Source organism: Paenibacillus ginsengarvi, assembly GCF_003626695.1.
Taxonomy (GTDB): domain Bacteria; phylum Bacillota; class Bacilli; order Paenibacillales; family NBRC-103111; genus Paenibacillus_AB; species Paenibacillus_AB ginsengarvi.
In genome coordinates, this window is record NZ_RBAH01000015.1 from 1 (window position 1) to 26,814 (window position 26,814).

Annotated in this window: 25 protein-coding genes and 1 pseudogene; 20 read left to right on the forward strand and 6 right to left on the reverse strand. The window is 55.2% G+C overall.

Annotation, left to right across the window (positions count from 1 at the left end; translation table 11 throughout):
* The first annotated feature begins 591 nt into the window (after positions 1–591).
* From cymR to D7M11_RS19920, 5 genes are all read left to right on the forward strand, one after another.
* On the forward strand, positions 592–1,011 hold the full coding sequence (gene cymR, locus D7M11_RS19900) for a cysteine metabolism transcriptional regulator CymR (RefSeq protein WP_120749007.1): 420 nt from the start codon (positions 592–594) through the stop codon (positions 1,009–1,011).
* 11 nt (positions 1,012–1,022) lie between these two features.
* Complete coding sequence (locus D7M11_RS19905) at positions 1,023–2,174, forward strand: cysteine desulfurase family protein (protein ID WP_120749135.1); 1,152 nt, start codon at positions 1,023–1,025, stop codon at positions 2,172–2,174.
* A 234-nt stretch (positions 2,175–2,408) separates the two neighbouring features.
* A complete protein-coding gene (locus D7M11_RS19910) occupies positions 2,409–2,930 on the forward strand; it encodes a PRC-barrel domain-containing protein (RefSeq protein WP_120749008.1) in 522 nt (173 codons plus the stop codon).
* 5 nt (positions 2,931–2,935) lie between these two features.
* Positions 2,936–3,133, forward strand: coding sequence for a hypothetical protein (locus D7M11_RS19915; protein WP_120749136.1), 198 nt, complete (start codon positions 2,936–2,938; stop codon positions 3,131–3,133).
* A 167-nt stretch (positions 3,134–3,300) separates the two neighbouring features.
* Positions 3,301–4,374, forward strand: coding sequence for an AI-2E family transporter (locus tag D7M11_RS19920; protein ID WP_120749009.1), 1,074 nt, complete (start codon positions 3,301–3,303; stop codon positions 4,372–4,374).
* A 33-nt stretch (positions 4,375–4,407) separates the two neighbouring features.
* On the opposite strand, the gene D7M11_RS19925 is transcribed toward D7M11_RS19920, so the two are convergent.
* Genes D7M11_RS19925 through D7M11_RS19935 form a run of 3 tightly spaced genes read right to left on the reverse strand, consistent with a single transcriptional unit; the run spans position 4,408 to position 6,580 of the window.
* Entirely contained in the window at positions 4,408–5,292 is an 885-nt protein-coding gene (locus D7M11_RS19925; RefSeq protein WP_120749010.1) for a carbon-nitrogen hydrolase family protein, read from the reverse strand.
* A complete protein-coding gene (locus D7M11_RS19930) occupies positions 5,289–5,939 on the reverse strand; it encodes a GNAT family N-acetyltransferase (RefSeq protein WP_240041225.1) in 651 nt (216 codons plus the stop codon). Before D7M11_RS19930 ends, D7M11_RS19925 begins: the two co-directional genes overlap by 4 nt.
* 14 nt (positions 5,940–5,953) lie before the next feature.
* Complete coding sequence (locus D7M11_RS19935; protein WP_120749012.1) at positions 5,954–6,580, reverse strand: YdcF family protein; 627 nt, start codon at positions 6,578–6,580, stop codon at positions 5,954–5,956.
* 251 nt (positions 6,581–6,831) lie between these two features.
* On the opposite strand from D7M11_RS19935, the gene D7M11_RS19940 reads away from it, so the two are divergent.
* From D7M11_RS19940 to D7M11_RS19965, 6 genes are all read left to right on the forward strand, one after another.
* Positions 6,832–7,668 (forward strand): sugar phosphate isomerase/epimerase family protein, encoded by an 837-nt coding sequence (locus D7M11_RS19940; RefSeq protein WP_120749013.1) that lies wholly within the window; start codon positions 6,832–6,834, stop codon positions 7,666–7,668.
* Between the two features lie 243 nt (positions 7,669–7,911).
* Positions 7,912–8,484 (forward strand): NfeD family protein, encoded by a 573-nt coding sequence (locus tag D7M11_RS19945; RefSeq protein WP_120749014.1) that lies wholly within the window; start codon positions 7,912–7,914, stop codon positions 8,482–8,484.
* Complete coding sequence (locus D7M11_RS19950; protein WP_120749015.1) at positions 8,481–10,040, forward strand: flotillin family protein; 1,560 nt, start codon at positions 8,481–8,483, stop codon at positions 10,038–10,040. The genes D7M11_RS19945 and D7M11_RS19950 overlap by 4 nt, the downstream gene beginning before the upstream one ends.
* Before the next feature lie 140 nt (positions 10,041–10,180).
* Positions 10,181–10,543 (forward strand): hypothetical protein, encoded by a 363-nt coding sequence (locus D7M11_RS19955; protein WP_120749016.1) that lies wholly within the window; start codon positions 10,181–10,183, stop codon positions 10,541–10,543.
* A 262-nt stretch (positions 10,544–10,805) separates the two neighbouring features.
* Positions 10,806–11,381: a TetR/AcrR family transcriptional regulator gene (locus tag D7M11_RS19960; protein ID WP_120749017.1), complete on the forward strand. Its 576-nt coding sequence runs from the start codon at positions 10,806–10,808 to the stop codon at positions 11,379–11,381.
* A gap of 57 nt (positions 11,382–11,438) precedes the next feature.
* On the forward strand, positions 11,439–12,584 hold the full coding sequence (locus D7M11_RS19965; RefSeq protein WP_120749018.1) for a cytochrome P450: 1,146 nt from the start codon (positions 11,439–11,441) through the stop codon (positions 12,582–12,584).
* 3 nt (positions 12,585–12,587) lie between these two features.
* Here the strand turns inward: D7M11_RS19965 and D7M11_RS19970 are convergent, their stop codons facing one another.
* Complete coding sequence (locus D7M11_RS19970) at positions 12,588–13,472, reverse strand: helix-turn-helix transcriptional regulator (RefSeq protein ID WP_120749137.1); 885 nt, start codon at positions 13,470–13,472, stop codon at positions 12,588–12,590.
* 136 nt (positions 13,473–13,608) lie between these two features.
* Here D7M11_RS19970 and D7M11_RS19975 point away from each other — a divergent pair, with 136 nt between their 5' ends.
* From D7M11_RS19975 to D7M11_RS19985, 3 genes are all read left to right on the forward strand, one after another.
* A complete protein-coding gene (locus D7M11_RS19975) occupies positions 13,609–14,613 on the forward strand; it encodes a Gfo/Idh/MocA family protein (protein ID WP_120749019.1) in 1,005 nt (334 codons plus the stop codon).
* Positions 14,610–15,599 carry a Gfo/Idh/MocA family protein gene (locus tag D7M11_RS19980; RefSeq protein WP_120749020.1) on the forward strand — a complete coding sequence of 330 codons (990 nt, stop codon included), beginning with the start codon at positions 14,610–14,612 and terminating at the stop codon, positions 15,597–15,599. Before D7M11_RS19975 ends, D7M11_RS19980 begins: the two co-directional genes overlap by 4 nt.
* A 175-nt stretch (positions 15,600–15,774) precedes the next feature.
* The gene (locus D7M11_RS19985) at positions 15,775–16,719 is read left to right on the forward strand and encodes an ROK family protein (RefSeq protein ID WP_158606733.1); all 945 of its coding nucleotides are present in this window, start codon (positions 15,775–15,777) and stop codon (positions 16,717–16,719) included.
* 43 nt (positions 16,720–16,762) lie between these two features.
* Here D7M11_RS19985 and D7M11_RS37475 read toward each other — a convergent pair whose 3' ends face one another.
* On the reverse strand, positions 16,763–17,029 hold the full coding sequence (locus tag D7M11_RS37475) for a YiaA/YiaB family inner membrane protein (RefSeq protein WP_240041233.1): 267 nt from the start codon (positions 17,027–17,029) through the stop codon (positions 16,763–16,765).
* Positions 17,009–17,203 (reverse strand): annotated as a pseudogene (locus tag D7M11_RS37480) (YiaA/YiaB family inner membrane protein); the annotation flags it as partial. The pseudogene D7M11_RS37480 and the gene D7M11_RS37475, both read right to left, overlap by 21 nt.
* Positions 17,204–17,415: 212 nt before the next feature.
* Here D7M11_RS37480 and D7M11_RS19995 point away from each other — a divergent pair.
* The 6 genes from D7M11_RS19995 (at position 17,416) to D7M11_RS20020 (ending at position 26,794) form a co-directional block, all read left to right on the forward strand.
* A complete protein-coding gene (locus D7M11_RS19995; RefSeq protein WP_338042507.1) occupies positions 17,416–18,177 on the forward strand; it encodes a DeoR/GlpR family DNA-binding transcription regulator in 762 nt (253 codons plus the stop codon).
* Positions 18,178–18,335: 158 nt separating this feature from the next.
* Positions 18,336–19,202 carry a DMT family transporter gene (locus D7M11_RS20000; protein WP_240041226.1) on the forward strand — a complete coding sequence of 289 codons (867 nt, stop codon included), beginning with the start codon at positions 18,336–18,338 and terminating at the stop codon, positions 19,200–19,202.
* Positions 19,203–19,600: 398 nt separating this feature from the next.
* Complete coding sequence (locus tag D7M11_RS20005; RefSeq protein WP_120749023.1) at positions 19,601–20,989, forward strand: extracellular solute-binding protein; 1,389 nt, start codon at positions 19,601–19,603, stop codon at positions 20,987–20,989.
* A gap of 76 nt (positions 20,990–21,065) precedes the next feature.
* On the forward strand, positions 21,066–22,439 hold the full coding sequence (locus tag D7M11_RS20010; protein ID WP_120749024.1) for an ABC transporter substrate-binding protein: 1,374 nt from the start codon (positions 21,066–21,068) through the stop codon (positions 22,437–22,439).
* Positions 22,440–22,558: 119 nt separating this feature from the next.
* Positions 22,559–23,449 carry a YitT family protein gene (locus D7M11_RS20015; protein ID WP_120749140.1) on the forward strand — a complete coding sequence of 297 codons (891 nt, stop codon included), beginning with the start codon at positions 22,559–22,561 and terminating at the stop codon, positions 23,447–23,449.
* 156 nt (positions 23,450–23,605) lie between these two features.
* Entirely contained in the window at positions 23,606–26,794 is a 3,189-nt protein-coding gene (locus D7M11_RS20020; RefSeq protein WP_158606734.1) for a DUF4838 domain-containing protein, read from the forward strand.
* Positions 26,795–26,814: the final 20 nt, after the last annotated feature.

Here is a 26,814-nt window from a genome sequence, read left to right on the forward strand (position 1 = left end):
ACTACCAAAGCGAATTCAGGGGGGTTGGTTTCCTATTGCCAAAAACGTGCGTATCCGGAGGATTGCGCAAAGACAATACCCTCCAAGCGGCGTTCTCCCACCCGATTAATTTTCAGGATAGAAAGTTTATTTGCTAAAGCTTTAAAGCGAAGTGCGACTTTCTGTACCAGAAAAACTTCCGCTAAACCGCGGTCGCTCCTCCTTGAATTTCGTCGATAGACGTTTTTCTTATAATACCACAAGATAGGCTTCGGAACGAAGCGGCTGAAGGGACACGTGTCAGAGAGAGCCGCATGTTCCGGATTAATGTATACAAAAACGATCGAAATTCAAAACTTTTCATGAAGATGCCACGGATTATGGATACCATAACCGGACTTTATATGTTAACATATAAATGATATTTGCAACAATATTCAATATTTTACCAAATATCCGCGTGTTCCACGTAAACATAGCCTAGTTATTGGCAAAGATAGTAGCAGGCATTCTTATCAAAATGAAAGATCGTTTATCGAAGCAACCGTTCCGGACCGTTCAGGTTTCATCGGAATCGCTGCGACTAGCGAAGCTGCAAATGAGGTGTAATTTTTGAAAATATCGACAAAAGGCCGCTACGGACTTACGATCATGATGGAGCTGGCCTCGAAGTTCGGTGAAGGCCCCACATCGCTTAAAAGCATTGCGGAGAAACATCAGCTATCCGAGCATTATTTGGAACAATTGATCGCACCGCTGCGCAACGCCGGTCTCGTAAAGAGTATCCGCGGCGCATACGGCGGTTACATCTTATCGCGCCAGCCCGAGGACATTACGGCGGGCGACATTATTCGCGTGCTGGAAGGACCGATCAGTCCGGTCGATTTCACGGACGAAGACGATCCGGCCAAGCGCGACCTGTGGATTCGAATCAAAAACAGCATTGCCGAAGTGCTTGATTCGACGACGCTGGCGGCCCTGATCGCGTATCAGGACGAAGGCAAAAACGATAATTTCATGTTTTATATTTGACGGTGGAGCCGATGAATCCGATTTATCTCGATCATGCGGCTACGACGCCGATGCGTGCGGAAGTGCTGGAAGCGATGCTTCCTTACTATACGGAGAAGTTCGGCAATCCGTCCAGTCTTCACGCTTTCGGCCGGGAAGCGCGTATTGCGCTGAGCCGTTCGCGCGACCGTATGGCTGAGCTGCTTGGCTGTTCGCCGTCGGAGCTGCTGTTTACGAGCGGCGGCACGGAAAGCGACAATACGGCGATATTCGGGGCAGCCTCCTTGTACGGCACCGCCAAGAAACATATCATTACGACGCAATCCGAGCATCATGCCGTTCTTCATGCATGCGAGCAGCTCGGGCGCTTCGGTTATGACATTACGTATTTGCCCGTTGACGAGACCGGACAGGTCAGCGCCTCCGATGTAGCCGATGCGATTCGGCCCGAAACGTTTCTGATCAGCGTCATGTATGCCAACAACGAAGTCGGGACGATTCAGCCGATCGAATCCATCGGCTCACTAGCGCGCGAGCGCGGCATCCTGTTCCATGTCGATGCAGTTCAGGCGCTTGGCTTGCTTCCTCTTCAGCTATCCGAACTGCCCGTCGATCTGATGAGCTTCTCGGCACACAAAATATACGGCCCGAAAGGCGTCGGAGCTTTGTACGTTTCGAAGCGGGTCTCCGTAACTCCTCTCCTCGTAGGGGGCTCCCAGGAGCGCAAACGGCGTGCGGGCACGGAACACGTAGCCGGCATCGTCGGGTTCGCCAAAGCGGCCGAGCTCGCCATCGAGGCACAACCGGACAACCGGCGGCATGTACAGCTTTTGCGCGACGAAATGATTGACGGCTTGTCCCGCGAGATCGGGACCGCAGCTTTTACGGTGAATGGCCATCCCTCCAGCGTTTTGCCGCACATCCTAAACGTCAGCTTCCCCGGCATTGATACCGAGACTATGCTAATGAGTCTGGATTTGGAAGGTATAGCGGCCGCCAGCGGTTCGGCCTGTACGTCCGGTTCTTTGGAACTTTCCCATGTGCTTCGCGCCATGAGGCTTCCGGAGAGCGTGATGCGCTCCGCTGTTCGCTTCAGCTTCGGTTTAACGCAGCCTGTCGAACAAATTCGTGCTGCAACTGAAAAAGTTGCAACCATTTCGCGCCGAATTCGTAATAGAACATAATAGACTGTTAAGCCACGTGTTCACGTGCCGGAGGAGGTGCGCCTATCGCAAACCGATCCAGCTTTTTCCCGTAGATAACACCGTATTTACGCTACCTTACGCCAAGGACAACCGACGCCCTAAGTGCGTGCGGAACAGGAATAAACTTCCGCCGGGGCGAGCATCATATATACGAACGTGTACGCTGAGGAAGCGGCTTGAATCAGCAAAGCTTGTAGGAGGATAAGGAAACCCTTGCGCAAAGCTGGAGACATCATGGGGCTTCCCGTTCTGATTCTCGCAACGGGTAAGCAGGCAGGAATAGCCAAAGATTTTTTGATCGATCGCGATTGGAAGCTGAGAGGCATCCTGATTGAGGCGAAAGGCTGGTTCGCCGCGTCCCGCTATATCGAATGGGACGACATCGAAGCTATTGGCGCGGACGCCGTCACTATAAAGGACGAGCAGGCCGTCCGTGACCTGGGCGAAGAAACGGCCGATCTCGTGCCGCTTCTGGATGGCAGCTTCAAATTGAAAGGATTGCCGGTCGTCACGGCTAGCGGCGACGAGCTTGGCTTTGTGGAAGATGTTTATTTTGGTACGCAAATGGATAAAAAGATACTAGGATACGAGTTATCCGGAGGATTGATATCCGACCTAACCGAAGGACGCAGATGGCTCCCATTGCCCGAAGAGGCGACGATCGGGGAGGACGCCGTGATCGTACCGGTCCATTGCGATCTAAAAGACGCACCATCAATTGAAGAAATAGGGTGATTATGATGCTCAGATGTCCGAACTGCAACTCCAAGGATATTGGAAAAATCGGCTCCCACCAGTTTTACTGCTGGAGCTGCTTTATTGAATTAACCGTAAACGGCGACAAAATGTCCGTGTATCAAGTAGAAGAAGACGGTACGCTCAGCTCGCTGGACGATTTGTTCTTTGAGGAAGAAATCCCGGAAGTTCACGCGAACTAAGGAAGCGATCCCGATAGACCGCTTAAGCTTTCATAAGACGAGAGAGATCACGCCAAGCCGGCGCGGTCTCTTTTTTGCTGCGCTTAACTCCTTCCGTATTCGCTCAGGTTCGTGAATGAAGCGGACCGGGTTGTACATATACTGTAGTGGGAAGGAGGCGGCAAAGCTTGGACAAATTCATCAAAAATAAATGGTTCGCCATCATGGTATACGTGCTGCTCGGATTGGCCATTTTGTTCATGCTGCTGCAAATAGGGCCGATCCTTTCTGCAGCTTACGGGTTTTTGAAGGCAGTGCTGGCGCCTTTTCTGATCGCTCTCATCATCTCTTACGTGCTGAACCCGATCGTGCGTATGTTGAACGTACGCAAAGTTCCGCGAACGGCGGCCGTATTGCTCATTTACGCCGTCTTCATCACCTCTTTCGTCGTTATCGTGATGAACTTGACGCCGATCTTCGTCAAGCAGATCGGGGAGCTTAACGAGCATATGCCGGAATTAACGATGCGGGCGCAAGGGCTGTTCGACGGCTTGAACGACAATCGGATGCTTCCTTTGAGTGTGCGCAGCGGCATCAACGACGCGCTGCTGAAGGCGGAGAACGGCCTGTCCAAATTTATTTCAAACTTTGTCGACGGCATCGGCAGCACGATCAATATGCTGATGATCGCATTTATCGTGCCGTTTCTCGCCTTTTACATTTTGAAGGATTACCAGCTTATCGAAAAAACGGTTCTCGCCACGGTCCCCCGCGCACACCGGCACAGCGCCATCAAACTTGTGATCGACATCGATACGGCCCTCGGCAATTACATACGCGGACAGTTTATCGTATGCGTGCTCGTTGGTCTTCTCGCGTACATCGGCTATTGGCTCATCGGGATGCCTTATGCGCTGCTGCTTGCCAGTATCGTGGCTATATTTAATATAATTCCTTATTTGGGGCCGTTTTTCGGGGCGGCTCCCGCTATTGTTATGGCTTCCACCGTGTCGTTTAAAATGGTGCTGTTCGTTGTGTTCGTTAATCTGCTCGTGCAAATCCTGGAAGGAAACGTCATCTCTCCCCAAGTTGTCGGACGAACGCTGCATTTGCATCCGCTGCTTATCATCTTCGCCTTGCTGGTAGGCGGCGAGCTTGCCGGCATTATCGGGCTTATACTCGCCGTACCGCTGTTTGCCGTAGGCAAAGTAATCGTTCAGCACATTTATTTGTATTACGTGAATCGAAGGCCGACTTCCTGAGGGAAGCGGCCTTTGATTTGATTTGTCTTCGGTTCACGAGTTCCGGTAGGTGTCGTACAGCGCTGTCCGGCGATTGTAAAACGGGGCTACGCCGCCATGGGCGCGATTGTAGGCCAGCATGTCCAGATCCGCAGAAGCGCACACGACGCCGTTGCGGTTCGTAGAACCGACGCCTATTATGCCGTTATCCGGAAACGGTTTGTCGCATGGGGCAAAAATGCCGGCCTGACAGTACCCGGCGTCGACCTGCTCCACATCCGGCATGTTGCCCACAAGGCCGCTCAGCGCGACATACAGCTGATTCTCGACCGCCCGCGCCTGGCTGCAATGGCGTACGCGCCAATAGCCGGCGGCGGCGTCCGTGTACGACGGGCACAGGATGATTTCCGCGCCCATATCGGCCACGATGCGAGCTCCTTCAGGGAACTCGATGTCGTAGCACACTTGAACGGCGACCTTACCGACGGCGGTCTCGTATACTTTATACTCATCGCCCGACAGCAGGGGCCACGCCCGCTGCTCCTCGGGAGTCAAATGAACTTTTTTGCAGCCTTCGATCCGGCCGTCCGGGAAAAACAGGAACGCCTCGTTATAATAGCGGGCTTCGGCACCAATTGGAGCGTTTTCCCGGTGAATATGCGTGCCGCCGAGCAAAATGAGGCCGGTTTCGCGGCTCATTTTCGTAAAACGGGATTTGTACTCGTCCGTAAACCGGTGTAAATATTCGCACGATTCGGCATTGTTCATCTTGGATGCCAGCGACAGCAGCTGCCCGGTCAAATATTCGGGAAATACGATCAGCTTTGCTCCTTCGGACTCGGCTTTCGCAACATGGCGGCGAATCCGGTTCCAAAACTCGTTCTCAGAACGCAGCGGGCCGATTCCGTATTGGACGGCGGCAATGATGTTAGATGTCATGAGGCGGTTTCCCCTCCCGAAATAGTGGTAATGCAACGTTCGTTTCTCCACTCGACCAATACGGCTTTGTTCAGCGATTCTTCGTCCTCCAAGTAGTCGTCCAGCACTTGGATCGGCACCATGCCCTGCCGCAGCATGAACGAGAGCACCAGGTCCTTGAACTCTCCATCGACTACGCGGCCAACATACTCCTCCGCGCTCATGCTGCCGGCGTGCAGATGAAAACCCGGAATGCGGCATCCGGCCATAAAACGTTTCAGGCCGGAGCGTACAACGAGCTGCTTGCGCGCTTCATACAGGGCGCCGGCGACGCCGCGAGACCGGTACGAAGGCCGGACGCACAAGTCTATGCCATACAGGCTGTCGCCCTCCGGGTCGTGTGAGCGCCTGATATAGCCGTTGTCGGACACCTCTGCCCATGTATGCGGCTGTCCCGTATAGGTGATGAGCAGGGAAGTGGCTGATCCGACCACAATCCCGTCGCACAGCGCAACCATCGCGCCTTCCGGGTATAGAGACACATGATCTTCGATCTGCTCCCTCTTCCACCAGAGCTCCTCGGGAAATGGGGGCGGGAACGCCTCGCGCTGAACGCTCAGCAGCCCCTCGTAATCGTTTCTCGTATAAGGCCTTATTTCAATAGTCACCCGATCAACTCCTTTTACCATATGGCCCGAATCGAGCGAAGCGGGGAAGTGGCGAACAAGTAAGCGATGCCACCGCATTCCCGGAGCGTGTAATAGGCGAGCCGCAGCGGCCTGATCTGTACGGGCTCCACGCTTGCGTCGATGCCTATCATCTTCGCCATCATCCGGGCTCTGAGGGCGTGGTAGCCGTGAGTGACCAGGACGGCGCTTTTCATCTCGTGCTGCTGCATAAACTCAAGACTGTTATGCAAATTCTCGTACGTGCTTCGGGACTTGTCCTCTATGATGATCCGGTTCTCGGGGACGCCTCGTTCGATTAACGTTTTCTTAATTACGGAAGCTTCCGAAGGTTCTCCGGGCAGGCCGATGCCCCCGGTGGCGATAATAGCCGGAGCGAGCTGATCGTTCCACGCCTCCACTGCCATATCGATCCGCTCTCGCAGCGCCGGGCTCGGCTTGCCGTTCCAGACGGCGGCTCCAAGCACGATAATGGTGTCAGCCGGCGTTCCTTTTGACGTCTTCCACGTATGCATAATGATCCAGCTCATGCCTCCAAAATAGAGACCCGCCGCCAAAACGGCGCCAAGCAATAGACGGAAGACGAGCCGGATAGGATGAAGTTTGCGCGCTCGTTTGTTCATGTTTAGGTTACCCGCCTATGTCGCAATTATGTTCCATTATACATGGATTTGCGGCCGAGCTAAAGACGGGGAGTGATTATGGACAAGATCCTGCTTCATGGCCAGCCGTTCCGTCAGACGGGACGCACTTCCAGTGCTAGAAACAAGGACTTGCTTTAGATTGGCTCCCTACTATTCGGCAACGCTTCCAATCCGTTACAATATATAAGGACAGGATCAGCAGTACATTCATGTGATTCGGGGGGATTTCTATGTCTTATTTATCGGTCAGCACCTGGAGCCTGCACCGGCTGCTCGGTCCGCTGCGCTGGACCGTCTGGAACGCAAATGCCGGTACGTTTGAAACGCGTATTCAGGAGCAGCCCGAGATCCATACGCTGCTGGAGCTGCCGGGGGAGGCGGCGAAGCGGGGATATGCGGCAGTTGAAATATGCCACTTTCACTTCCCGTCTACGGAAGAGGCCTATTTGTCGCAATTGGGCGAAGCGTTTGCCGACGCGGGCGTATCGCTGGATACGCTGCTGCTCGACTATGGCGACTTGACCTCGCAGGAGGAGCGCCGTGCAGCGGCCGATCTTGCGCTAGCCAAGCGATGGATCGATGTCGCTTCTGCCTGCGGGGCCAAGCAGATTCGCATCGTTGCGGGTGAAGCTTTGCCGACGGACGAAGAGGCGCTCCGCCGTTCCGCAGCGGCGCTTCTCGAGCTGGCCGCATATGGGGAAACCTGCCGTGTCCGCGTGGTTACCGAAAATTTCAAGCCATTGACTTCTACCGGCAGCAGCGCTTCCAGGCTGCTGGAGCTGACGGAACAGCGGATCGGTTTCATCACCGATTTCGGCAACTACAAGGGGGAGACCAAGTACGAGGACATTGCTCTGACGACGCCGCACAGCGTGTCCGTACACGCCAAGGCGATTTTCAACGAACGGGGCGTACCGGACGAAGCGGAATTCCGCCAATGTTTGGACGCTGTCTTGCAAACGGGCTTCGATGGCGCGTATGTTCTCATTTACGACGGCCCGGGCGACATGTGGGAAGGATTGGAGCGAGTGAGGCGAATTGTCGAGCCGTACTTGCGGCGCGGCTAAGCAAACTGGCGTTTAATTGGAGCTGTGAGATAAAGGTCGTATTCTGCAGGCGAGCGTCAATGTCTGCCGGGATACGGCTTTTCGGCATGGACAGAAAACCGGCGCGCTGACGATGCTCCGATGAGGACGAAGATTTGTGTCGAAAATGTGAAACCATTCGTCAAAAGGCGCGTATTAACTAATGACTAGTTAGGTTGATTAAAAATTGGAAAAGGCTGCACGCGGAAAGCGGGGTGAATCTTCGTGGAGCAATTGTTTTGGGCGTGTTTGGCCGGAGGCGTACTGTTTGCTATCGTTACCGTCATCTTGGGCGACCTGATCAGTCATGCGATCGACGGCCTCCTCGATTTTTTGTCGGTGGATGCGCTGCGGAAGCTGCGCCCGATGGTGATCGTCAGCGGTATTACGGTATTTGGCGGCGCAGGGCTGCTCGTCCTGCATTATACGCCGCTAGGCGGGCTGCTTGCGGCTTTAATCGCCATAGCGAGCGCCATCGCGATCGGAGCGCTGGTGTACGTGGCTTATGTACGGCCGATGGAAAACAGCGAGAACTCTACAGGCTTTTCGATCCACGAGCTGACAGGACGAATCGGAGAAGTGCTGGTGCCGGTTCCGCCGAGAGGCTACGGAGAAGTGATGGTGAAGATCGGACACGGGAATACGAATCAGATTGCCGCCAGCTTCGACGGCGAAACGCTGAAAGCAGGCGAGCGCGTCGTTATTGTCGAGGTTCGCGACGATACGCTGTTCGTTAGCCGACTGGACGAAACATCGCCATCCAATGGGAACAAAGACGAGAGAGGAGAGATCGGATGAATTTTTCGGAGGCACTCGTTATACCTGGTATTGTTGTAGGGGTCATTGTCATACTTGGCTTGGCGTTTTGGGCGAGGTACAAAACGGTCAGTCCTGACGAAGCGATGATCGTAACGGGTACGTTTCTCGGCAGCAAAAACTCGCTTGTCGACGATTCGGGCCGGCGCATCAAAATCGTACGCGGAGGCGGCGCGTTCATCCTGCCGATCTTCCAGAAAGCCGAGTTTTTATCGCTGCTTTCCCACAAGCTGGACGTGTCGACCCCGGAAGTATATACGGAGCAGGGCGTTCCGGTTATGACGGACGCCGTCGCGATCATTAAGATCGGCGGTTCCGTGGAAGATGTGGCCACGGCTGCGGAGCAATTTATGGGCAAGCCTACGGAAGGGCTGAAGAGCGAGGCGCAGGAAGTGCTGGAAGGTCATCTGCGCTCGATTCTCGGTTCGATGACGGTGGAGGAAGTGTACCGCAACCGCGACAAGTTCGCCCAGGAAGTGCAGGCTGTGGCCGCTAAAGATTTGAAGAAGATGGGCCTTCAGATCGTATCGTTTACGATCAAGGACGTTCGCGATAAGCACGGCTATCTCGATTCGTTAGGGAAGCCGCGTATCGCCGCCGTCAAGCGGGACGCCGAAATTGCCGAGGCCGAGGCGGTGCGGGATTCGCGGATTCAGAAGGCGAAGGCGGAGGAAGAAGGAATGAAGGCCGAGCTGCTGCGCGATACGAATATCGCCGAGGCGGCGAAGGAGAAAGAGCTGAAGACGGCCGCGTTTAAGAAAGATCAAGATATGGCTAAAGCCGAAGCGGATCAGGCGTACCATATTCAGGAGGCGCGCTCGAAGCAAAGCGTCGTCGAGGAGCAAATGAAAGTCGAGCTCGTTCGCAGAGAGCGGGAAATCGACCTCGAGGCGAAAGAGATATTGCGCCGCGAGAAGCAGTATGACGCCGAAGTGAAGAAGAAGGCGGACGCCGAGCGGTACGCGGTCGTACAGGCGGCGGAAGCGGAGAAGGCGCGGCGCTTTCTGGAGGCCGAGGCGATGCAGTACAAGATCGAGGCCGAAGCGAAAGCGAACGCCGAGATGAAGCGGCTTGAAGGTCTCGCGATCGCCGATGCGGAGCGGGCGAAAGGGACCGCGGACGCCGAGGTTATCCGGCTGCGCGGTCTGGCCGAAGCGGAAGCGAAGCAAAAGCTCGCCGAGGCGTTCGAGAAGTTCGGCGAAGCGGCGATTCTCGATATTATCGTGAAAATGCTGCCGGAGCTGGCCGGGAAGGTGGCCGAGCCGATCTCTTCGATCGACAAGCTGACCGTAGTCGATACCGGACACGGCGAAGGCGCCGCCCGCGTAAGCAATTACGTGACGCAACTGATGGCGACGGCGCCGGAAATGCTGAAAAGCGTCTCGGGCATCGATCTCGATCAACTGGTGAAAGGCTTAACCGGAAAGCTTGGCGGAGGCGCAACCGCCGGTACGTCAGTGCCTGCGAAGCCTAAGGCTGCCTCGCCGGTTGTGCTGCCGGTCGAACTGCCGAGCGATACGGCCAGTGACAAAGGCTGAAGACGATAATAGAATGAATGCGTTAAGCAAGCTGTGTTATAAGCCGAGGTCTGGCTTTAACGCAGCTTGTTTTTCGTTGTTGGACTGCATAGATTCTACCGCAGCGGGAGAAACTGAATCCCAAACAGGGAGGGATCTGTGTGGCATACCGTCAATTCGGAATCGGGGGCCTGACTGTTATCCTCTGCATCGCTTTGGCCGGCTGTGGCGGCAAATCCTCCAAGGCGGAAGCGGAGAAGGCGAAAGCGCAGCAGCAAAACCAGCCCAGCGTGATCGATCAGGAACTGAAGAAGCAATATCAGATGTACAGGGAAATGCGGCAGTATCAGCTCGAGCAGCAGATGAAGGCCGAGCAGGAAGCGAAGTCGAAGCAAGCGAAGTCGAAGGAAGCGAAGCAGGACGAAAACAAGCAGAACGGCAAAGGCGATAAGGACAACAGCAAGGACAAGGAAAAAAACAAGGAAGCGAATCGGGGGAAGGAAGGCGAGGATGGGGGCGATTGATTGCTTGGCGTTGGTTGCAGCAACGGATCATACTCCAAAAAGCCAATCGGCGGGGGAGCGGGAGCTGTTCGAGAACGATTTAGATTGAATTGAATCATACGGAGTCCGGCCAGGCATCCCGATGTCTGGTTTTTGCTTTTCTTGCAGGTTGTCGGCGGTAACGAAAAAACTTCTCGAAATATTAACTTTACATCCAAAGTTCGATGGAATATAGTGGAACTATACTGACTAGTCAGTATAAAAACAAGAAAAGGTGTTTAATATGAGCAGGCACAAAATTGTGCAAGCCGCAATCGAGCTGTTTGCGCTCAAAGGTTATCATCAAGCCAGCATGGATGAAATTGCGATTCGCGCTGGTGTTGCGAAGGGATCGCTTTACTATCATTTTACCGGCAAGTCGCAGCTGTTTCAGACGATTGTCAGCGAAGGGCTGCGCCAAATTACAACTAGAATCGACGCAGAGCTTAACAGCTCGGCCTCGATTCATGAACAAATTCAAAATATCGTCGGATATTATGTCGATTTGTTTTTGGAATACAGCGATTTGGCCCACATCGTTTTTCATGAGTTGTCGAATGGCATTGAAGAGGAGGTATTAATGGAGATCAGGCAACTGCGCAACAACCACCTCACCTACATGGCTGGCATCCTCGCAGAAGGCGTAAAGCTCGGCTATATACGCGACATCGATTGCAGGCTTGCCGCTTCAGGAGTATTCGGAATGCTCGACGGCTGCTGCGATTATTTCCTGAGAAATAATTCGCAAGTAACACGCCAGCAGGTGAAGTCGTTCATAAGTTCTACCGTTTTGTCGGGAATTGTCACAAAAAACGTTTAACATACAGCAAGCCCTTTTTTTGGTCTGACCACTAATGGTGAAGCGGGGAAATAAAAAATGAGCCCTATCGTGCCTGAACATCTCCTTCCGCTGGTTAAATTTCGCGACCGGAGATCGGTTTCTCCGGTGTTGTATCATCCGGACAGCAACGGTTGGTCCGTATACAAATACAGCGATGTAAAGGCAATTTTTAGCGATCACGAGCGGTTTTCGTCGCATACGGGACGTACGCCGACCAAAGAAGAGCCGATCGAAGCCAGCATTCTCCGCAAAGATCCGCCGAAGCACCGACAGCTGCGCTCGCTTGTTTCGCAGGCGTTCACTCCGCGGGCGATCGAGTCGCTGGTCCCCCGCATCCAGGCGGTGACGGACCGGCTGCTGGACGAAGCGGAGGCGAAAGGAAAAGGAGCGGCCATCGATGCGGTCGGCGAGTTTACCGGCCCGCTGCCCGTGCTGATTATCGCGGATATGCTCGGCATTCCTCCGGAAGACATCGGTTTGTTCAAGCGCTGGTCGGATGAGCTGGTCGGCAATAATGCGGATGATTTTTTCCGCTGCCAGCAGGAGATGAGCGTATACTTCTCCGACGTGGTCGAGTCGCGGCGGCTCGAACCGCGAGACGATCTGATAAGCAGGCTGGTGGCGGCAAGTATAAACAACGAGCGGCTGAGCGAGCTGGAGCTGATCGGATTTTGCATTTTGCTGCTCGTGGCGGGGAATGAGACGACGACAAACTTGATCTCGTCGGCGCTTCTATGTCTGAACGGTTCGGAGGAAGCGCGCGCACGGCTGATCGGCAGCGAAGCTCAGCTGCCGGGCGCGATCGAGGAGGTGCTGCGTTATTGCTCGCCGGTTCAGCATATGATCCGCCGGGTAACGGCGGACACCGAGTTTCGCGGGTTTCGGCTGACGGCGGGGCAGATCGTGCAATTGTGGATCGGCTCGGCGAATCACGATGAAGACGTGTTTGCATCTCCGGAGACGTTCGACATCGCGCGGGACCCGAATCCGCATCTCGCATTCGGGCACGGTATCCATTTTTGCCTCGGCGCTTTGCTTGCCCGGCTAGAGGCACGTATTGCCATCCAGTCTCTGCTCGCAAGATTTCCGGCCTTTGCGGCAGATCGCACGTATCCGCTTGAGCGACTGCCCAGCTCGATCATTTTCGGCGTGAAGCGTCTGCCTCTCACGTTATGCCCATAGACGCTACTGCACGGCGGCATCGATTTTATGCAAATATTGCTTTGGCGTGCAGCCGTTAAACCGTTTGAACAGCTCGTAAAAATGCGCCATATTTTCGATGCCGACCGCTCTGGCGATATCTCCTACATTTTGCCCGCTCGTGACGAGCAGCCGCTCGGCCTTCGCGATCCGTTTCCGATTCACGTAATCGGTGAACGACGAGCCCATCGCCCTTTTGAAATACTTGGAAAAGTAGAAGTAGCTCATCCCGGCGATATGGCTGACCTGCTCCATCTCGATTTTCTCCGCCAAATGGCTGTCCACATATTCGATAATCGGCTTCATAACGAGCGGATCGACGGAATCGTGCGCCTGCAGCAGCCCGCGCGTATCCCCCCGCAGCAGCGTCAGCAGCAAATGCTTGATATACATGCTGGCGGCGATTTCGTAGCCGGCCGACTTGCCGATAATTTCGTCATGCATACGCTCAATGATGCCCCCGACTTCGGCGCGCACGTTCGCGTTTTCCTTGAACATATAGTTCAGCTCTTCCAGCGGATGATGCACCTCGGAGAAATGGCGGTAATACCGCATCATCGCCGGATCGAAATACGGCTCCAGATCGACGTGAAGCACGATGTATACGACTTTATCGGTGAGGACTCTCGTCCGGTGAAGCTGAGAGGAGCCGATCAGGACGACATCGCCTTCGTGCAGCAGGTACGTATGACCCGGAGTATGCACCTCATGCGAGCCTTCCAACACGAGGATCAGCTCGACTTCCTTATGGTAATGCCAGCGGACGTCCTGAATCGGTCTCGGCGGGGAGGCCCGTCTTCCCTCGAACTTCCACACTTTGATGCACAGAATCGGATTCTGGTAATGGATCGGCTCTTTATAAATATCCATGAGCTTCGGCACCTGCTCTTTCGAACATGACAAAATTGGATACAAAACCGACAAATAGCGGCATATACGGAACATGGGAAAGGTTGTATCGTTGGCGTTGAGTCTATTATACAACGAAATGAAGAGAGGGAAAGCCATGAAAGTAGCCATCGTCGGTTGCGGGGGCTTGGGTAACGTACACGCGGGCGCCTACTCCAAAATTCCTGGCGTTACCATTGTCGGCGTATGCGACATCGACGCGAATCACTTGAGCAAAATGGCACAGCGTACGGGCGCGAAGGCGTACGAATCGTTCGACGAGATGCTGGAGCAATCGGGCTGCGAAGTTGTAAGCGTTACGCTTCCGAGCCATCTGCATAAGCCGTTCTCGATCAAGGCCGCGCAAGCGGGCAAACATGTCATCTGCGAAAAGCCGATTGCGCTTAATCTCGAGGACGCCGCCGAAATGATCCGCGTCTGCGAGGAAAACGGCGTGCGCCTGTTTATCGGACATGTCGTCCGTTTCTTCCCCGAATATGTGCAAATGAAAAATAAAATCGCTCAGGGCGCGCTCGGCCGCATCGGCGTCGCTCATCTGAAGCGGATCGGCGGACATCCCGGCGAACGTCGTCCCTGGTTCAAGGACGAAGAGAAAAGCGGCGGCGTTGTGCTCGATCTGATGGTGCATGACCTCGACTTCCTGCGCTGGTCGCTCGGCGAAGTCCGGTCCGTATACGGCCTCCGCAAGCTGGAAGGAAACGTGGATTATGCAGCCGCTACCCTCGTATTCGAAAGCGGCGCGGTTGCAAACGTGGAAGCGCACTGGGGCTATCAGGGACCGTTCACGACGGCGGCCGAAATCGCCGGCAGCGAAGGTCTGATCCGCAGCGACAGCTCCAAATCGGTATCGCTGCAAATTCGCAAAGCGGCGGCTGACAATGCAAAGGGTCCTTTTGTCGAAGTACCGCAAAGTCCGGGCTTCCACAGCCCGTTCGAGCTGGAGATCAAACATTATATCGAATGTATCGTGGAAAACAAGCAGCCGATCGTCACCGCTCAGGATGCCTATAAGGCGCTTGAGATCGGTCTTGCCGCTCTGGAGTCCGCTCGCACGGGCAAGGCTGTTTTCCTGAATAACAGCGCGCAGGAGGTATCGCGATGAACAAGCTGAAGGTTGGGATGATCAGCTTCGCCCATGGCCACGCCCACTCTTATTTGCATTCGCTGGCGGCGCTGCCGCAGGTGGAAGTAGTCGCGATTGCAGATGAAGAGAAGAGCCGCGTGGAAGGCGTCGTTACGAAACACGGAATCGCTTACTATGAAAACTATCTGGATCTGCTCGCGATCGCGGACATCGACGCCGTCGTCATCTGCTCCGAGAATGCGTTTCACGCGAAGCATACGATCGATTCGGCCCGAGCGAAAAAACACGTCATTTGCGAGAAGCCGCTTGGCATTTCGGTATCCGAAATGGAGCAGATGATCGCCGTATGCGAGGAAAACGGCGTACAACTGTTCACGGCGTTCCCTTGCCGCTACCTCGCGGCCGTCATCAGCGCGAAGGCAGCGGTCGACCGCGGCGATATCGGCGACATTTTGGCGATCAAAGGTACGAATCGCGGCACGATGCCGGGCAAATGGTTCGTCGAGCCGGAGCTCTCCGGCGGCGGCGCTTTGCTTGACCATACCGTCCACGTGATGGACCTTATGAACTGGTTCACCGGTTCGAAGGTGACCGAGGTTTATGCTTATGCGGCGACGCTGTTCCACGAGGATTTGAAGGTGGACGATGCGGGCATGATCCATGTCAAATTCGAGAACGGCACCATCGGCGTACTCGACACGAGCTGGTCGCGTCCGAAGGCGTTCCCGACGTGGGGCGACGTGACGATGGAAATCGTCGGCACGAAAGGCACGATCTCGGTCGACAGTTTCGCTCAGAAAAACGAAATGTTCAGCAACGCGATCGGCAAAGGCCAATATCTCGGCTGGGGCGACTCGATGGACCATTACATGGTCGAAGCGTTCGTGAATGCTCTGCTTGAAGGAAAGCCGGCTCCGATATCCGGTCTCGACGGGCTTCGTTCGGCGGAAGTGGCGCTTGCCGGCTACCAATCGGTGAAAACGGGCCAGCCTGTGCAAATATAAGCGGTAAGGAAAACGGAGTGCGGTCTGGCGACAGACGAGGCGCTCCGTTTTTATTTGTTGCGCCGACGCTCGTTTTGCGATAACGGAACGGATGTTCCGCTATTCTTTTTGGACAACGCGCCCAAACCCTACTATACTTTTACTGATAGACGCGAAAGGGGAATTGGACTTCAGTATGGATCGTTATGCCATCGTTTTCGATGTCGGAGGGACATCAATCAAAGCGGCCGTCGTTCGGGAGAACGGGGCGATCGTGGAGGGAGCTACCGAAACGTTTCCTTCCAGGGGGAAAGAGGATCGGGACACGCTGCTGGCGCATTTTTACGGGCTGATCGCGGGGCGCGTCGAGGTGCTGGAGAGGCTCGGCGAAGGGCGTCCATTCGAAGTGATCGGGATCGGTTATGCGTTCCCGTCGCCGTTTGATTACGATAACGGAATTTGTTATATACAGGGGCAGCAAAAATACGATGCGCTGTACGGGACCGATATGCGCGCGGCCATGAAGGAGCGCAACGCCGCCGATCCGGCCGTAAGCCGCGTTTTGGCGGCGGATGCGCCGATCGTGTTCGATAACGATGCGGCTTTGTTTGCCGCCGGTGAGCTGTACTACGGGCACGCGAAAAAGTATCACCGCTCGCTGTGCATTACGATCGGAACGGGCACGGGCTCGTCGTTCATCGACGAGCAGGGCATCGTCAAAGGAAAAGAGCTGTGGAACGATCCGTTCCTGGACAGCAATATCGACGATTACATTTCCCAGCGGGGCATTCTCCGGCTGGCGGAAGCGTACGGTCTCGGAAAGGACGGAGCTGTGAAGCCGATCGCGGACGCAGCCCGTGCCGGTATCGCGGACGCCCGGGACGTGTTTGCCCGGTTTGGCCGCATGTTCGGCGAGATGCTCGCTCCGTATGTGGACGAGTTCAAGCCGGAGGCCGTCATCGTAGGCGGCAATATTGCAAGAAGCGCCGATCTGTTCCTCGGGGAGACGAGGGAGGCACTGATCGGACGGGGTATTGCCTCACCGCGCGTCCCCGCCTTTGAGACAGCGGAGGATACGTCGGCGAGCGCCTTTGCCGGGGCATTGGCGCTCGTTCAGGAGTTTATCCGGCGCCCCCGTTAAGGGAAGCGCGTCAGTCTATCGGCTGGCGGCTGGCTAAACCCGGTTACTCCTGCGAATCGCCGCCCCGCGGGCCGTACAGCTCGTCGTCCTCTTTGTTGTCTCTTACGGTTTTCTGGAGCACGAACGAGGACATCGTCAGAAACAGGGCGCAGACGGCATAGTAGCCTTGTACGGACAGCGGCTGGTTCAAATTGTAGATGCCGATGAACATTGCGATCAGCGCGGTGGCGAAGGCGGCCCAGGCCAGAAAGGTGAAGGCGCCGGTGTTGCGTTTTTTGCCGGTCCCCTCGTCGTCTTGGTTGTCGCGGATCGTTTTTTGCAGGACGAAGGCGGACATGGTCAGGTAAAGCGCGGCGACGGCGTAATAACCCTTGACGGAAAGCGTCTCTTCTAGCGTGTAAATGCCGATGAACATGGCCAGAAACGCACAGGCGAACGCGGCCCAAGACATAAACGAAAATGCTGTCGTATTTCTTCTTCTCACGATCATTACAAACACCCCATTATGGAATATTGGACCGCGCGCCTGCCGGGTTATGTCGAAGGTTCCGCTCGTTAGCGCTACGTCCTAGTACCTGATCCTATATTATGCCGCCGGCGCCGTTTGCGACAGTACTAACTTTTCGTAGTACCCGGGCATATGGTACACTTTGAACCAGGATATAAGGACGATGGAAGGAGGCGGACGTATTGTTCGTGCAGCAAAGACATCAGGCGATTATGCAAAAGCTGAACAAGGAGCAGTCGATCAAAGCGTCGGAGCTGATCGAGCTGTTCGGTGTGTCGTTCGAGACGGTCCGCCGCGATCTCGAGTTTCTGGAGAACGAAGGGCTGCTCCAGCGCGTTCACGGCGGAGCGATTTTGAAGCAGTTGGATTATAGCCAGGAAATTCCGCTAACGGTGAGGGAAACCGCGTACCGGACCGAAAAAGTCGAGCTTGCCGCCGTCGCCTGCCGTTATGTGAGCGAAGGGCAATCGATCGCGTTGGACGTCAGCACGACGAACAACGAATTCGCCGCCGTGCTGGCCAAGAAGTTCGAGCGTCTGACAGTCATTACGAACTCGCTGCCGATCGCGAGTATGCTGTCGCCGATGCCACATTATACGGTCGTTTTGATCGGCGGTGTCATCCGCAGCAGCGAGCAAAGCATTATCGGCGATCTGGCCGAGCAGTTTGCCGCCCGCTTCCATCCCGATCTGTTCTTCATGAGCATGAGCGGAGTTACGCTCGCAGAGGGCATAACCGATTACGGCATCGGGGAAATCGGCGTCAAAAAAACGCTGCTGCGCAATGCAAAGCGTACGATCGCGCTGGCGGACAGCAGCAAGTTCGACCGCGTTTCGCTGACGAAAATATGCGGCTGCGCGGAGGTGGAGCGATTCGTGACCGATTCCGGCATCGATCGCGAGCTGGTGGAGCGGTATCGGCAAAACGGCGTGGAAATCGTATACGAATGAGGGAAAGGCGGTTGGTTGCGTCATGCGACTGACTGCCTTTTTTGTTTTTCCTTTTTGTGTGTTGTATTTTTGTGAATTATGTTGTATATATGTGTGTATACGTGTTATTTTCTGTATAGAGACAAAAAGATGAGATGTACAGCGGGAGTAAAGGGGAGATGGAGATGGCTTTGCCGGTCGTGTCGCTAGCATTCGTTATGTGTTCGGGTCTGGCGCATTCGATATGGAACTTGTTTGCGAAGAAAAGCGACAATAAAGCTGTGTTTTTATGGGCGATGTATATTCCGTCGACGCTTTTGCTGCTGCCGGTTTTGCTTATGGAATTGCCGGGTGTGCCGAGGCAGCCGGGCGTATACCTCAGCATTGCCCTGTCGCTTGCGCTTAACAGCGTGTACGCGCTGCTGCTGGCTCAGACATATAAACGGAGCGACCTGTCGCTGGCCTATCCGATTATGAGGGGCACGCCGACGCTGCTCGTTCCGGTGCTCGGCGTCGTTTTCCTGCAGGAATCTCTCCCGCTTCTGGGATGGGGTGGGATCGCCTGTCTCGTGGCCGGTTTTATCGTTATGAGCGGCTGGCTGCAGCGACGAGACGGTGCCGCGCTTGAGGTGAAGCCGTTTCTGCTTGCGCTTTCCGTCGGGTTATGCTCGACCAGCTATACGCTGGCCGACAAGCTTAACCTCGGCTATTTGTCGCCGGTGGCGCTGCTCGTCGTAACGAATATCGGCTTCATCCTCGGGCTTACGCCTTCGGCGCTTGTGTCGGGAGCGATCCGCTCGACGATCGTTCACCAGTGGAAGTCGTTTCTGGTCGGTGCCGTATTGTCGCCGGGCTCGTATCTCTTATTCCTGTTCGCAATGTCGCAAGCCCAGATGGCGTACATCGCTCCGCTGCGCGAGATCGGCATCGTGTTCGGCGTGCTGCTTGGGCTGTTCGTTCTCAAGGAGAAGCACGGCGTGAGCCGGATTGCAGCGTCGGCCGTCGTCGTGGCGGGTATATTTTTGATCGCGGTATCTGGAAATTAGCGGTAGATGCGGCTAAGACGCGGCATTTGCGGCAAACACATTTCGTTATGGTTGAAAGAGAAGGGGCGTTCGTAAAAACGCCGCTCGTCCAGCTAAAGTTCGGTCCTTTGCGGCCGGGCTTTTTTTTGCCGTTTGATCGTTTCCTTGTAAGAACATCGCACCGATGTACCGAATCCGTATTGACGTATGGATGCGATTTCCCTAATTTGGAAGATAAGCGGTTGCAATAGAAAATTAGTACTCGATGTAAATCAGTTGGCAGCGGTTTGTACATCGGTTGGAAGCGGGCGTAACCGATATGTACATCGCTGCGAGCGTAAAAGAGACGGAGGTGAGTAAGTCTGAATGCAACTGCTGATGGCGGATCACCCAACTCGGGAGCGCGGGAGGAGGAGCACATGAAGGGCAGACAATTGCACAAGCATTTCCGGGAGCGGCTGGAGACAATCGTACAAACGCTGCGCGATGAAATTTTGGACGGCCGATATGCTGTAGGCAGTTTTTTGCCCTCCGAGCTTGCTTTGGCGCAGCGGTTCCGGATCAGCAACAAATCGCTTAGATCCGGTCTCGCCGCACTTGTCAAGGAGGGGCTAATCGAGAAAGTACCGAGCGTAGGCAATCGCGTCGTGACCCGGCGAACCCGCGTTACGCTCACCCTGCTCAGCCCGCCTACGATGCTGCGCGATATTAACCTCATGAAGCTGCTGGAGGATTTTGGGACCATCCATCCGTGGATTCGCATCGAAACGATATTCGGCTTCGCGAACGAACAATATGTGCCTGCCGATCTGTGTATTCTAAATCGGCTCCAGTTCCGGGAAATGGTCGAAGCGGACGACTACGCCAAGCTTGAACCGCTTCAGCCGAGCGGCGATGCATATCCATTTTTGACGGATGCGTTTGCGCATAAGGAGCATGTATACGCCCAGCCGTTCATTTTCTCGCCGATCGTCCTTTGCTACAACAAGGAGCATTTTCGCGAGCGGAACGTTCCCGAGCCTGACGGCAGCTGGACATGGGAGCATCTTATTCGCGCAGCGGCAGAGTTGTCCGTCGAAGGGGAACGATTCGGCATATGCTTCCATCTTCCTTCGGAGCACCGGTGGCCGCTTTTCCTGGTCCAAAGCGGGGAGACTTTCCAATGGGAGGCAGGCGGTTCCAAATCGATCGAAGGCACCCGGCTGCTGGACAGTATGCGGTTATGCAAAAGCATCATCCGCAATCGGACGATTTTTCCGTTCTTTTTGTCCGAAAATAACGACGACACGCAAAACTTGTTCGCCGAGGGCAAAGTTTCGATGATTCTCAACAATTACATGAGCATGAACGATCTGGCGAACACGAGACTGCCTTATGATATTTCGCCCGTTCCGTTCGAAAGCGAGCCTCGAACGCTGCTGGTCACATGCGGCATCGGGATTTACCGCCATTCGGCGAAAAAGGAAGCAGCCGCCCTGCTGGTCGACTACTTCGTATCCGAGCGAGGTCAAGATTTCATCCGCCGTACGACGACCAGCATACCTGCCTGCAAGCAGGTCGCCGAACGTGACTTCGAGAAATCCGGAATGAACCGACCGAGCCGTTATGGCTTATTTCGGGAAATTTTATTTTCGATGCGCAACCACAGCGAATTGAACATCCCGGCCGCCTGTTTCAAGCCGTTGCTCCAGCCGCTGAAGGCGTACTGGTCCGATCTGATCGACGAGAGGCAGCTGTGCGCAAGAATTCAGAAGACGCTGTCCTCCCGCTCGTCGAAGGCGGGGGAGCTGGAGCAGCACGTTTTGTAACATGCCGGATGATCCATCGATACGGCATTGGCTTTCAATACGCCTATAGACAAGATTAGAAAGGGGACCGTATGATATGCCGAATGAAAAAAGAAACAAGGTCAGATTGCTAACCGCGCTTATGCTGCTGAGCGTACCGCTTGCCGCATGCGGTACGGGATCGGTTTCGAACTCGGGAGAAAAGTCGCAGACTCCTTCTGTAAGCGCTAACAAGGACTGGACGAAGGAATCGTTCAAGGTTGTGTTTTTCGCCAACAACACACAGAAGCAGGAGGAGATCGACTTTTGGTTCGGAAACCCGCTGCGTAAAAAGTTTCCGAATATCGAATTCGTCTGGCAGCCCTCCACGCCAGGTTATACGCTGCCGGAGCTGGTCGCGACCGGCGGGCAGATCGACGTGTTTTTCACGACCCGGGGCAATTTCGAGACGCTCGCCTACGGCCATGACATCCAGTACGACATGACGGAGCTGGCGAAGCTGCACGATGTCGACCTCAGCCGGATCGAACCGATATTGCTGGACGAAGTAAAGCGGACCTCGGGCGGAAAGCTGTATATGCTGCCGGTGCAGAACAATATTCAGCTGTTGTTTTACAACAAGGACATCTTCGATAAATTCGGCGTGACGTACCCGAAGGACGGCATGACGTGGGATGAGGTGCTCGCGCTCGGCAGCAAAATGACGCGCAAGGACGGCGACAAGCTGTATTTCGGCTTTTCCAATCAAGGAGCGGGGCAGGTCATCAAAATGAACCCGATGTCGCTCGTCAAAGTCGATCCGGAAACGGGCAAAGTGCAGGTCAACAAAGATCCGAAGTGGGCTAGCCTGTTCGAGACGTTTTTCGTCCGGCCGTATCCGCCGAATGCGGTGTTTCAGGAGTTTTTCGCAAAAAATAGCGCTCCGCCCGGAATTCTTCAATTTTATAAGGAGCAGAACACCGCAATGACGACGTACATTGCCTCGCTGCTCGGCCAGCAGTATATGGATCTGTATTTGGGCGATCTGAACTGGGATATCGTGTCGCATCCGACGATCAGCGGTTATCCCGGCCTTGGGACGCAGCCGGACCCGATTTATATCGGCATGACGAAGCTGACGAAAAACAAAGAGGCGACGATGGAGGTGATCAAATACCTCGTTTCCGATGAGTACCAGACGATGATGGCCCGGCAGGCGAATATGACCGTTCTGAAAGATCCGGCCATTCAGAAGCAGACCGGCGCAGATATTCAGCGAAGCGGCGTCGGCAAAAACTGGGGCGCCCTATACGCCAACAAAATGGCTCCGCTCGCGCCTATTCATCCGAAGGTTGACCTGCTCGTCGTGACCGAGCTGTCCAAATACGCGAACCAGGTTTCCAAAGGCGAGCTAGATCTGAATACGGCACTGCGAACGGCCGAGGAAGTCATTCAGAAAAAAATCGACGAGGAGCTGGCGAAGGGGAAATAAACGGCGGGCTGCCCAAGAGGAGGTTCCTTTTCATTCGTTTCCGATCAGGGGTATAATGTACAAGATTGTTACTTAGCGACCTTCGGTTCCGATAGAAAGGGGACACATCTGTGGCTACCATCCAATCCTCCTTGCCCGCCGAAACGGCCCGGCAGCACAAACGCAGCTCGAAGCTGAAAGTTCTTCGCAAGGCGCTTCTCATCTTCCTGGGAGCGGCGCTCGTATCCGTAGCGCTCGAAATTTTTCTCGTTCCGAACCGGATCATTGACGGCGGCGTGACCGGCGTTTCGATTATTGCCCAGCATTTGACGGGCTGGCCGCTCGGCGTGTTTTTGACCGTTATCAATTTGCCGTTTCTGTTTCTCGGGTATAAGCAGATCGGTAAAACGTTCGCAATTTCCACCTTGTACGGGGTTATTGTTATGTCAGTCGGCACAGCGCTGCTGCATCCTGTCGAGCCGCTTACACTCGATCCGTTGCTGGCGGCCGTATTCGGCGGCATTATTCTCGGCATCGGCGTCGGGATCGTCATCCGCGTCGGCGGATCGCTCGACGGTACGGAGATCGTCGCGATTTTGCTGAACAAAAACTCGCCGTTTTCCGTCGGGGAGTTCGTGATGTTTTTCAACGTGTTCATTCTCGGCAGCGCCGGCTTCGTTTTCGGCTGGGATCACGCGATGTATTCGCTGATTGCTTATTATATTGCCTTCAAAATGATCGACATTACGATCGAAGGCTTCGACGAGTCGAAGTCAGTATGGATTATAAGCGACGAATCGAAGGCGCTTGGGGAAGCGATTTTGAAGCGGCTCGGACGCGGCGTTACGTATTTGCACGGGGAAGGCGGATATTCCGGCGACGACAAAAACGTTATTTTTTGCGTCGTGACGCGGCTTGAGCAGGCGAAGTTGAAGACGATCGTAGAGGAGATGGACCCGAACGCGTTTCTTGCGATCGGCAACATTCATGACGTGAAGGGCGGACGGTTCAAGAAAAAGGACATCCACTAAGTTACCCCAAAAAGTGAAGCGAAGCGATGTAGCGTAGTCCGATTACTTTTCGGGGACCCCGGTACTTCACCCCAAAAAGTGAACATTTTTCCACCAAGACGACTTCCGGTCAGACCTGCACGAATGTCAACTTCGAAAAGGTCAAGGAGGATTTGGATGGGAACGAGCAAACGATATCGGAAGCCAATGTGGTTATGTGTAGGGCTGGCGATCCTGGTCGCCTTTTTATGGAACGACGCTCCTTCGCGGGCATATGCGCTTGGCACGCCGCTGCATATTGTGGAGAACGGCACCGCGCATGCGGTTATCCTGGTGCCGGAGCAGGCGGATCCGGTCATTGCCCGGGCAGCCGGAGAACTGGCCGAGTACGTTCTGAAATCGACGGGAGCGACGCTCCCGATTATGACGGAAGCCGAGCTTCAAGCAAACGGCGGAGGACTGAACGGTCATGTCCGTATATATGTCGGCGATTCCGGTTCGGACCCGCATATGAGCACCTTGCTCAGCGGGCTGAACAGCGACGGCTTTGCGATTCATCCGCATGGGACGAGGATTGTGATTGCAGGATCGACGCCGAGCGGCACCTTGTACGGGGTTTATGAATTTCTGGAGCGATACGCGGGCGTACGGTGGCTGATGCCCGGCGATAACGGGGAAGATGTGCCGAGCCAAACCGATCTGGACGTTCCCGATCAGGATGTCGTTATGCAGCCGGCTTTTTTCTCGCGGGTATTCAGCCCGGGGGTGAGCTGGACGCAAGCTCCGGAGCGGTCGGACTGGCTCGACAAAAACCGGCTCCACAATCAAATCCAGTTTCATCACAACTTGCTGAAGCTGTTTCCGCCTTCGAAATACGGCTCCACGCATCCGGAATACTTCCCGGTTCGGAACGGTCAGCCGTATATTCCTCCGACCGATTCGACGCATGGATGGCAGCCTTGCTTTACGGCTCCAGGTATCGTGCAGGAGGCGATCCAGAACATCATCCAATATTTCGGCGACCATCCGGAGGAAACGTCGTACTCGCTCGGAATGAACGATTCGGGCGGCTTTTGCGAGGCGAACCCCGCCCATCCGGATTATCCGAACAAAATCAATTCGATCGGGCTCGTCGACATGTCCGACATTTACTATGGTTGGGTCAATCAGGTCGTCGAAGGCGTGCTGGACGTGTATCCGGACAAATGGTTCGGTTTGCTCGCTTATCAGGAAGTGATGGACCCGCCTTCATTTGCGCTGACCCCCCGGGTCGTTCCGTTTCTGACGAAAGACCGGATGGCTTGGGCCGACCCGGCCGTCGAAGCGGCGGGCAAAGCGCAGGTAGCGGCCTGGGCGGCCGTATCGGACAATTTGGCCTGGTACGATTATATGTACGGCACGCCGTATTTGCTGCCGAGAGTGTACAACCACCTGATGGCCGACAATTACAAATACGCCAAGCAGGCCGGTGTATCCGCCCACTATGCGGAGCTGTATCCGAACTGGGGAGAAGGACCGAAGCCGTGGCTGTCCGCCAAGCTGCAGTGGGACCCGGATGCGGATGAGGACGCTTTGCTGCAGGAATGGTACGTCCGGGCAGTTGGACCGACTGCAGCCGCCGACCTCGCCGCTTACTACGACCATTGGGAGCAATTTTGGACCGACCGGGTGCTCTCGACCGACTGGTTCCAGTCCCGTAAAATGACCACTTACTTAGAGTTTAATTATTCGGAATACTTGAATCTCGTCACCGATCAGGAAATTGCGGACAGCCGCGCGCTGCTGGAATCTGTCGTCGCGAAGGCGCAGACGGCGCCGCAAAAAGCCCGCGCGAACTTGCTGCTGCGTGCATTCGAGTATTATGAGGCGTCGGCGCTCAGTTATCCGAAAGACGAACCGGCTCCGACGGACAGCACTTCCGCGCTGGCGCTGCTGGACGGGCTCGATACCCGGCGGCTTAATCTGCAGAAACGGCTCACGCTCGTCGACGAATTCAAGAGCGATCCGGTGCTGGCGCATCCGCTGGACCCTAGAACGTATTCGCTGGAATGGCCGCTGTGGAATGCCGGGACGTTCTGGAACCTTGTGGCGTATTTGAAGCAAGAGGAACCGGGAGGCGGGACAGTTACGTCTCATATAGCCGGGCTGGCGGCGAGCGGAAGCCCGTCCGAGCAGGCATTCGCCAAACTGCTGCAGGAAGCGGTCCGGGGACTGTTCCCGCTGGAGGCGAACGGCTCGTTCGAGAACGGGACGACATCGGCGTCTTCCTGGGCGAACTGGATTCAAAGTATCGGAACGATACAACGATCGACGGAGAACCCCCGGACAGGAGCGGCGGGGCTTAAAATCCAAGGACTCGATCGTGGCGGACCCGTTCAGGTGATGCCGGTAAAACCCGGACTGTTCGCCGCCCGCGCCTATTATTCCGCTCCGAACGGGTACAACGGCAAAGGCACGATCCAGCTTGCCATCAACTTGCGCGATGCCGCCGGCAAGCAGATCGGCACGGCCAAAGGCAAGACGGTGCCGTTATCCGCCGGCGCAGGCGTTTGGCGGGAGTCGGTATTCCTGTACGATATTCCGGCTCTGATAGGCGGCGCGGAAGTGAAAAGCGCGCAGTTTATCGTGATTGTGGACGGCGTGCAGGACAGCACGGTGTATGTGGACGACGTATCCGTATACCAAGCGAACGACAGCATGAACCTGGCGTCGAACTTTTGGCGGGTGCTGGATTATATCCGGACGAACGAGCCGTTAGGCGGACCGCTGAAGCAATCCGTTACGGATACGGTGTACGGCACCGTATACGGGTCCGTGTACGAGACGGAACGGAACTGGGCGAAGCTGCTGCTCCGGGTAGTAGATTCTGCTCCTTCCGAGGCCATCAATAGCTCGTTCGAGACCGGCTCTGGAGCGTCCGCCGCTTCTTGGAGCTACTGGTATTCGTCAACGGGAAGCATCTCGCGCACGACCGAGGCGGCGCGCAGCGGACAATACGGCCTGAAGATCAAGGATATTCCGCGCGGCGGTCCGAATCAAACGATAACGGCATCCCCCGGACTGTTCGCGGCGGAAGTCTGGTATACGGTCAAGCCGGGAACGCCGCCGAACGGAACGATCCAGCTCTCCGTTAATTTCTTGGATGCGCAGGGCAAAACGATTGCGAACGCCTTATCGGAGGTTCGGGCGCTTAGCGGCGCCGCTCCGGGCGCATGGAGCCCGCTCGGCTTGAAGGCGGCCATTCCGGCGGCGGTCAACGGCACCGAGGTCAAGAAGCTGCAAATCGTCATTATCGCCGACAAAGTGCAGAACGGAGCCGAGCTTCTGGTCGACGATCTCATGCTGTATACGACACCGAATCCATGACGCATGGGGGCAAATGCAAT

Excerpts from the sequence above, each read along its gene's own strand:
- D7M11_RS19905 (WP_120749135.1), top strand. The coding sequence starts at position 1,023 with ATGAATCCGATTTATCTCGATCATGCGGCTACGACGCCGATGCGTGCG.
- D7M11_RS19915 (WP_120749136.1), top strand. The coding sequence starts at position 2,936 with ATGCTCAGATGTCCGAACTGCAACTCCAAGGATATTGGAAAAATCGGC.
- D7M11_RS19925 (WP_120749010.1), bottom strand. The coding sequence starts at position 5,292 with ATGACATCTAACATCATTGCCGCCGTCCAATACGGAATCGGCCCGCTG.
- D7M11_RS19935 (WP_120749012.1), bottom strand. The coding sequence starts at position 6,580 with ATGAACAAACGAGCGCGCAAACTTCATCCTATCCGGCTCGTCTTCCGT.
- D7M11_RS19940 (WP_120749013.1), top strand. The coding sequence starts at position 6,832 with ATGTCTTATTTATCGGTCAGCACCTGGAGCCTGCACCGGCTGCTCGGT.
- D7M11_RS19950 (WP_120749015.1), top strand. The coding sequence starts at position 8,481 with ATGAATTTTTCGGAGGCACTCGTTATACCTGGTATTGTTGTAGGGGTC.
- D7M11_RS19960 (WP_120749017.1), top strand. The coding sequence starts at position 10,806 with ATGAGCAGGCACAAAATTGTGCAAGCCGCAATCGAGCTGTTTGCGCTC.
- D7M11_RS19965 (WP_120749018.1), top strand. The coding sequence starts at position 11,439 with ATGAGCCCTATCGTGCCTGAACATCTCCTTCCGCTGGTTAAATTTCGC.
- D7M11_RS19970 (WP_120749137.1), bottom strand. The coding sequence starts at position 13,472 with ATGGATATTTATAAAGAGCCGATCCATTACCAGAATCCGATTCTGTGC.
- D7M11_RS19975 (WP_120749019.1), top strand. The coding sequence starts at position 13,609 with ATGAAAGTAGCCATCGTCGGTTGCGGGGGCTTGGGTAACGTACACGCG.
- D7M11_RS19980 (WP_120749020.1), top strand. The coding sequence starts at position 14,610 with ATGAACAAGCTGAAGGTTGGGATGATCAGCTTCGCCCATGGCCACGCC.
- D7M11_RS19985 (WP_158606733.1), top strand. The coding sequence starts at position 15,775 with ATGGATCGTTATGCCATCGTTTTCGATGTCGGAGGGACATCAATCAAA.
- D7M11_RS20000 (WP_240041226.1), top strand. The coding sequence starts at position 18,336 with ATGGAGATGGCTTTGCCGGTCGTGTCGCTAGCATTCGTTATGTGTTCG.
- D7M11_RS20005 (WP_120749023.1), top strand. The coding sequence starts at position 19,601 with ATGAAGGGCAGACAATTGCACAAGCATTTCCGGGAGCGGCTGGAGACA.
- D7M11_RS20010 (WP_120749024.1), top strand. The coding sequence starts at position 21,066 with ATGCCGAATGAAAAAAGAAACAAGGTCAGATTGCTAACCGCGCTTATG.
- D7M11_RS20020 (WP_158606734.1), top strand. The coding sequence starts at position 23,606 with ATGGGAACGAGCAAACGATATCGGAAGCCAATGTGGTTATGTGTAGGG.